Origin of the sequence: Edaphobacter sp., from assembly GCF_035763405.1 — a bacterium.
In the GTDB taxonomy this organism is placed as follows: domain Bacteria; phylum Acidobacteriota; class Terriglobia; order Terriglobales; family Acidobacteriaceae; genus Edaphobacter.
Genome location: NZ_DASUBE010000044.1, coordinates 1 through 5094 on the forward strand (window position 1 = coordinate 1; position 5094 = coordinate 5094).

The window sequence follows — 5094 nt, forward strand, 5'->3', positions numbered from 1 at the left end:
GATGAATTACTGGGCAACGTGGTGCGGGCCTTGCCGCGAAGAGATGCCCGGCCTGGCGCGGCTCTCGCAGGAGCTTGGACCGCAGGGGCTGGCGGTGGTCGGGGTGTCGATCGATAAAGGAAGCCACGACAAGGTGCAGGCCTTCGTGAATGCGATGAAGGTGCCCTATCCGGTGGCGTTTCCTGATCCGCTGTCGCAGATGGAGTGGGGCATGGCGGGTGTGCCGACGACGATCCTGCTGGACCGGCATGGGCGCGTGGCAAAGAGCTATGTCGGCGCGGTGCGCGAGACGGATTTCCGGCAGGATGTGCAGCAGGTGCTGGCGGAGCAGTGACCGGCTTAGAGATGCTCCGGAAAAGGCGTATCCCTGGGGGAGAAGAAACCGCAGATTTTTCGATTCCGGCGGCAAAAAGCGCCGCCTACGCTCAGGATGACACTCTCTACAGGTGCGTGTACTTTGGACTCACTCCGTCACGTCACCATCGCTATTTCCTCTGAGGTGCAGCTTCCTTTGTTTGTCATTCCCGAAGGGAATCTGCGTTTTGCTCGAATCGCCGAAACTACATCTTGATGAGAACCGCTCTCAACGACTGAGAGGATCGCAGTATGGCCCGTAAGGCATGGATAATCTTCCTCGCATTTGCATTATGCCTGTTGATTGCCATTGACATGGCTATTCCCTTTTTCATGACCACTCACCGTTCCGCCGCATCAAGTTATGGTGGAGCGTTGGTTGTGGTGAGCGGTTGTGTATGGAGTTGCTACCGAGCTTTGCGGCGCCGGATAGACTCCGTTACATGGGCTGCTCAGGTCTGGGGAAGCTTGGTGACGTCAGTGGTTTTGGGTGGGATAGGGGTAGCGGGCAGGTGGAAGGTGTTCACGTCGTCGGGGTGTGCCGGATTAAAGTCGGGGACGTCGTTGACGAGGGATTTTTTGAGCGGCAGGTTGGCTTCGCGGATGCCGTGCGTGATGCAGCGGGCCAGTTCGTAGGCTCCATACTTATTGAAGTGCGTGTCGTCGCTGATGGCTTCGGTCTGGTTGGGGAAGGCGTTGGCAGGGTAGTGCATAAAGGCCCGGAGCGTACCTTCGGGCCCCATGGTTTCAAAGAGCGTCTTCGACATCGCGTTCACGTCGATCAGCGCGACGTGCTCCTGTGCCGCAACCTCGCGCATGGTGTCGGGGTAGTCGCCAAGTGAGTTCGTGATGTCGCCCGAGGCGTCGAAGGTGCGGCGGTTCATGCTGGTAACGAGCACGGGCGTGGCTCCGGCTGCGCGCGCTTTGGCAATGTATTCAGTCAGCAGCGCGCGGTACTCGTCGAGCGTGACGACGGGCTGGTGCGTGCGCGGGTTGATCTTCTGGTCGTTGTGGTTGAACTGCATGAAGAGATAGTCGCCGGGCTGAATGAGAGAAAAAATCTTGGCGAAGCGTTGTTCGCCGACGAAGCTCTTGATGGTCTCGCCGGACTCAGCGTGGTTGGCGACGACGACGCCGGGACGGAAGAAGCGTGGGAGCATCTGGCCCCACGCGGCCCAGGGCTCGATGTCCTGATCGACGACGGTCGAGTCGCCTGCGAGGTAGATGGTTGGTTCGTGCGGCGTGATGGGCTCGATGGTGATGCTGCGAACGCTGGGGCGATCGCCGTTGAACTCGAGCGTAAGCTTCCGGTCCCAGTCGAGGTTGCCGACCTCGCGCGGCTTCAAGTGGACGTGGTGCGCAGGATCGCCGCCAATTTCGGGCACGCGGACATTGACATCAAAGGTCTCGGTCTTCGATTCGTTGGCGGCAGTTGCAATCTTTTCCAACGAGAGGCGGCGGGCCTCGGACCATACGGTCGTCGTGGCGGGCTTGTCGCCGCCAAGCACAACCGTGACGCGGTAGCTCCCTTCAGCGACGGGCACGGAGAAGAAGAAGGGCTTGTCGCCGGTGCAGGATTTACCGGTGAAGGTGGGCAGCGTATTGAGATCAAAACCTGCACTGGTGGCGCTGTAGACGGAGGTCGCGCTGAGCGTCGAAAACATGCGGTTGGCGGGGCCGCAGGCGTACTTCATCAGGTTGGGGTTGAGAGGCTGCGCAAAGGCGAGAGCGGGGATGGCGAGCAGTGCGAGAGGGGCGAGGAGACGGTTCACGGAACCTCTTTTACATAGAGGAATTTTTTCAATGGAGAATCATACCACCCCCGGAGAGCCTCCCGCCGCCTGCCCCGTATGATGAAACCACGCTGAACCTTTTACGGAGGCTCGATGTCAACGGCAGCGGAGGCAGGCGTCAGAAGGGCGCCAGCTCCTTGGTATCTGTGGGTGGGGGCGATTGCAGTGACGTCATCGTCGATTGGCGGAGCGTGGGACGTCTCATGGCATCGGTCGATTGGGCGCGACACCTTCTGGACGCCCGCACACATGGCGATCTATGCATGCGGCGTGCTGGCGGGGATTGTGGGTCTGTGGCTGACCGCGCAGGCAACGTTTGGCAAAGACCGGAAGATGCGGGACGCTTCCGTAAGCATCTTCGGGCTGCGCGCTCCGCTCGGCGTGTTTCTGGCGGGATGGGGCGGCCTGGCCATGCTGACCTCGGCTCCGTTCGACAACTGGTGGCACAACGCCTACGGGCTCGATGTGAAGATTGTAAGCCCGCCGCATACGCTGCTGATTCTGGGCATCCGCGCAGTAGGCGTAGGAATGCTGTTCCTGATTCTGGCAGAGATGAACCGCGCCGCGCTGGTGAGTGAAGGATCGGAAGGAGCGGTAAACTTCCGGCGGCTACAGATGCTGTTTCTGTATCTGGGCGGGCTGATGGTGGGCGGCCAGATGTTCTTCGTGCAGGAGTACACCTGGGACGTGGCGCTGCATCAGGCAGCGGCTTACATCGCGTTGGCCATCGCAATTCCGGCAGCGTTCGCGGCGTTTTCAGAGGCGTCGCGCTTTCGCTGGGCGGCTACGACCTGCGCGGCGGTCTACACACTGTTTGTCATCGGAGAGATTCTGATTCTGCCGCTGGTTCCGGCGCAACCCAAACTGGGGCCGGTTTATTTCCCCGTCACGCACCTGGTGCCGGCAAAGTTTCCGATTCTGATTATCGTGCCCGCCCTCGCGCTGGACCTGCTCTGGCAGCACACGAAGAAGTGGAAGTCGTGGCAGATTGCGCTGGTCTCGGGCGTACTGTTTGTCGCGCTGGTGACGGCAGTGGAGTGGCCGTTTGCCGACTTCCTCTTGTCGAAGGCAAGCGCGAACCGCTTCTTCGGGACGATCTACTTCGACTACAACGCGCGGCCGTGGAGCTTTGACCGGCTGCGGAAGTTCCTCCATCCCGACTCCGGGTTGACGCTGTGGTTTGGGCTGGCGCGAGCGTCGCTATATGCGGCGATCTCGACCTGGGTGGGGCTGGCGTTTGGGCGGTGGATGCGGGGTGTGCAGCGATGAAGAATTTTCGTCGAGTTCTCCTGATGCTGCTGCTCGCCGCGACGGCGCTGCCTGCCTGGGCGCATGTGGGTAGCAAAGACGTGTTCGAGGACGTGAACGCCGGACCGTACAAGCTGTTCGTAACCGTGCGGCCGCCGAACGTGATTCCGGGCGTGGCGACGATTGAGGTACGCGCATCGGGGCCGCACGTGAGCGCGATTCACATCACTCCGGTTCCGATGACGGGCGAGGCGGCGAAGCATCCGCCAACGCCGGATGCGATGAAGGTCTCGCCGGATGATGCACAGTTCTTTACCGGCTCGCTGTGGCTGATGGCGTCGGGCTCGTGGCAGGTGCGGTTTCAGGTAGACGGCGCGGCGGGCGAGGCCAGCGCGGGCGTTCCAGTGGCCGCAATGCCGCTCTCGATTCTGCCCATGCAGCGTTCGCTCGGAATGGTGCTGGGGCTGCTGGGCCTGATTCTGGCAATCGGCATGGTGGGGATTGTGGGCGGCGCGGTGCGCGAGGCTCGGCTCGCTCCCGGCGTTGCGCCCACGGCGGCCAGGCGGCGCGCAGCGTGGATGGCAAGCGCAGCCGCGCTGGTGGTGGCCACGCTGATGATCTACGGCGGCGCCGCGTGGTGGCACGTCGATGCGGCGAGCTACGCCAGAGAAATCTACCGCCCGCTGGTGCTTGAGCCGGTACTGCGCGGCAATAAGCTGGTGCTGAGCTTCGGCGGCTACGAGCACAGAGGCGGCCTCTGGAGGGTCGAGTCCACCAATGAGCTGCTGCCGGACCACGGGCAGCGGATGCACCTGTTTGCGATTCGCTGGCCGGAGATGGATGCGGTCTTTCACCTGCACCCGCAGCCGGTCGGCAAGCGAGACCTGGGCATGACGCTCCCTGCGATGCCCCCGGGCCAGTACAGGCTCTTCGCAGACATCGTCCATGCAAACGGCTTCCCGGAGACCCTGACAGCAAAACTCGATGTCCCTGCGGGCATGTCGAATGCGCCGCTTGGACCGGACGATGCTTCAGCGCAGCCGCCGGGTGTCTCCGCTGGAGAACTGGGAGCGAGCTACAACCTGCCCGATGGCTACACGATGGTGTGGGACAAGCCCGCGCCCTTATTGGCGAGCAAAGCCTATGCATTTCGCTTCCGGCTGCTCGGGCCGGATGGCAAGCCCGCAACCGATATGCAGCCGTATCTCGGCATGGCCGGACATGCGGCGTTCGTGAAGACGGACGGGACAGCGTTTGCGCATACGCATCCGGATGGCTCTGCCGCAATGCCTGCAGTGATGATGGCTAACGGCGACGCCATGGCCGATATGCAGGGCATGACCATGCCCGGAGATCCGGTCAAACCCGTCGTGGAGTTCCCGTATGGGTTTCCATCAGCGGGACGGTATCGAGTGTTCATCCAGATGAAGCACGGTGGCGTGGTAGAAACTGGCGTGTTTGATGCCGATGTGCACTAGGGAGCCTCTGATTAAGTCTTCGCTTTGAAGGGGCGTGGCTTCAGCCACGCCATCACGTCCCTCAATGCAATGGGCTTTAAAGGGTGCTGAAAAAGTCAGTTTTGCTTAAGGGCACGGCTTCAGCCGTGCCGCTAACGCTGCAAAATCAACGCGGCTTTAGCCGCTGAGGTACGCTTTCTTCCCGGCGAGACACTTTTTCAGCACCCTCTGAAAGCCCGACA

Annotated in this window: 4 protein-coding genes; 3 read left to right on the top strand and 1 reads right to left on the bottom strand. The window is 61.6% G+C overall.

What is annotated here, in order from left to right; genetic code table 11:
- Positions 1-334, top strand: a 334-nt coding sequence (locus VFU66_RS03975; protein WP_326444941.1) for a TlpA disulfide reductase family protein, incomplete at its 5' end; no start/stop codon positions are given.
- A 472-nt stretch (positions 335-806) separates the two neighbouring features.
- Here VFU66_RS03975 and VFU66_RS03980 read toward each other — a convergent pair.
- Positions 807-2126 carry a rhamnogalacturonan acetylesterase gene (locus VFU66_RS03980; RefSeq protein ID WP_326444942.1) on the bottom strand — a complete coding sequence of 440 codons (1320 nt, stop codon included), beginning with the start codon at positions 2124-2126 and terminating at the stop codon, positions 807-809.
- Positions 2127-2240: 114 nt separating this feature from the next.
- Here VFU66_RS03980 and VFU66_RS03985 point away from each other — a divergent pair, with 114 nt between their 5' ends.
- Together VFU66_RS03985 and VFU66_RS03990 are read left to right on the top strand one after the other, a co-directional pair.
- On the top strand, positions 2241-3416 hold the full coding sequence (locus tag VFU66_RS03985; protein WP_326444943.1) for a hypothetical protein: 1176 nt from the start codon (positions 2241-2243) through the stop codon (positions 3414-3416).
- Positions 3413-4873 (top strand): DUF8832 domain-containing protein, encoded by a 1461-nt coding sequence (locus tag VFU66_RS03990; protein ID WP_326444944.1) that lies wholly within the window; start codon positions 3413-3415, stop codon positions 4871-4873. The genes VFU66_RS03985 and VFU66_RS03990 overlap by 4 nt, the downstream gene beginning before the upstream one ends.
- The last annotated feature ends 221 nt before the right edge of the window (positions 4874-5094 follow it).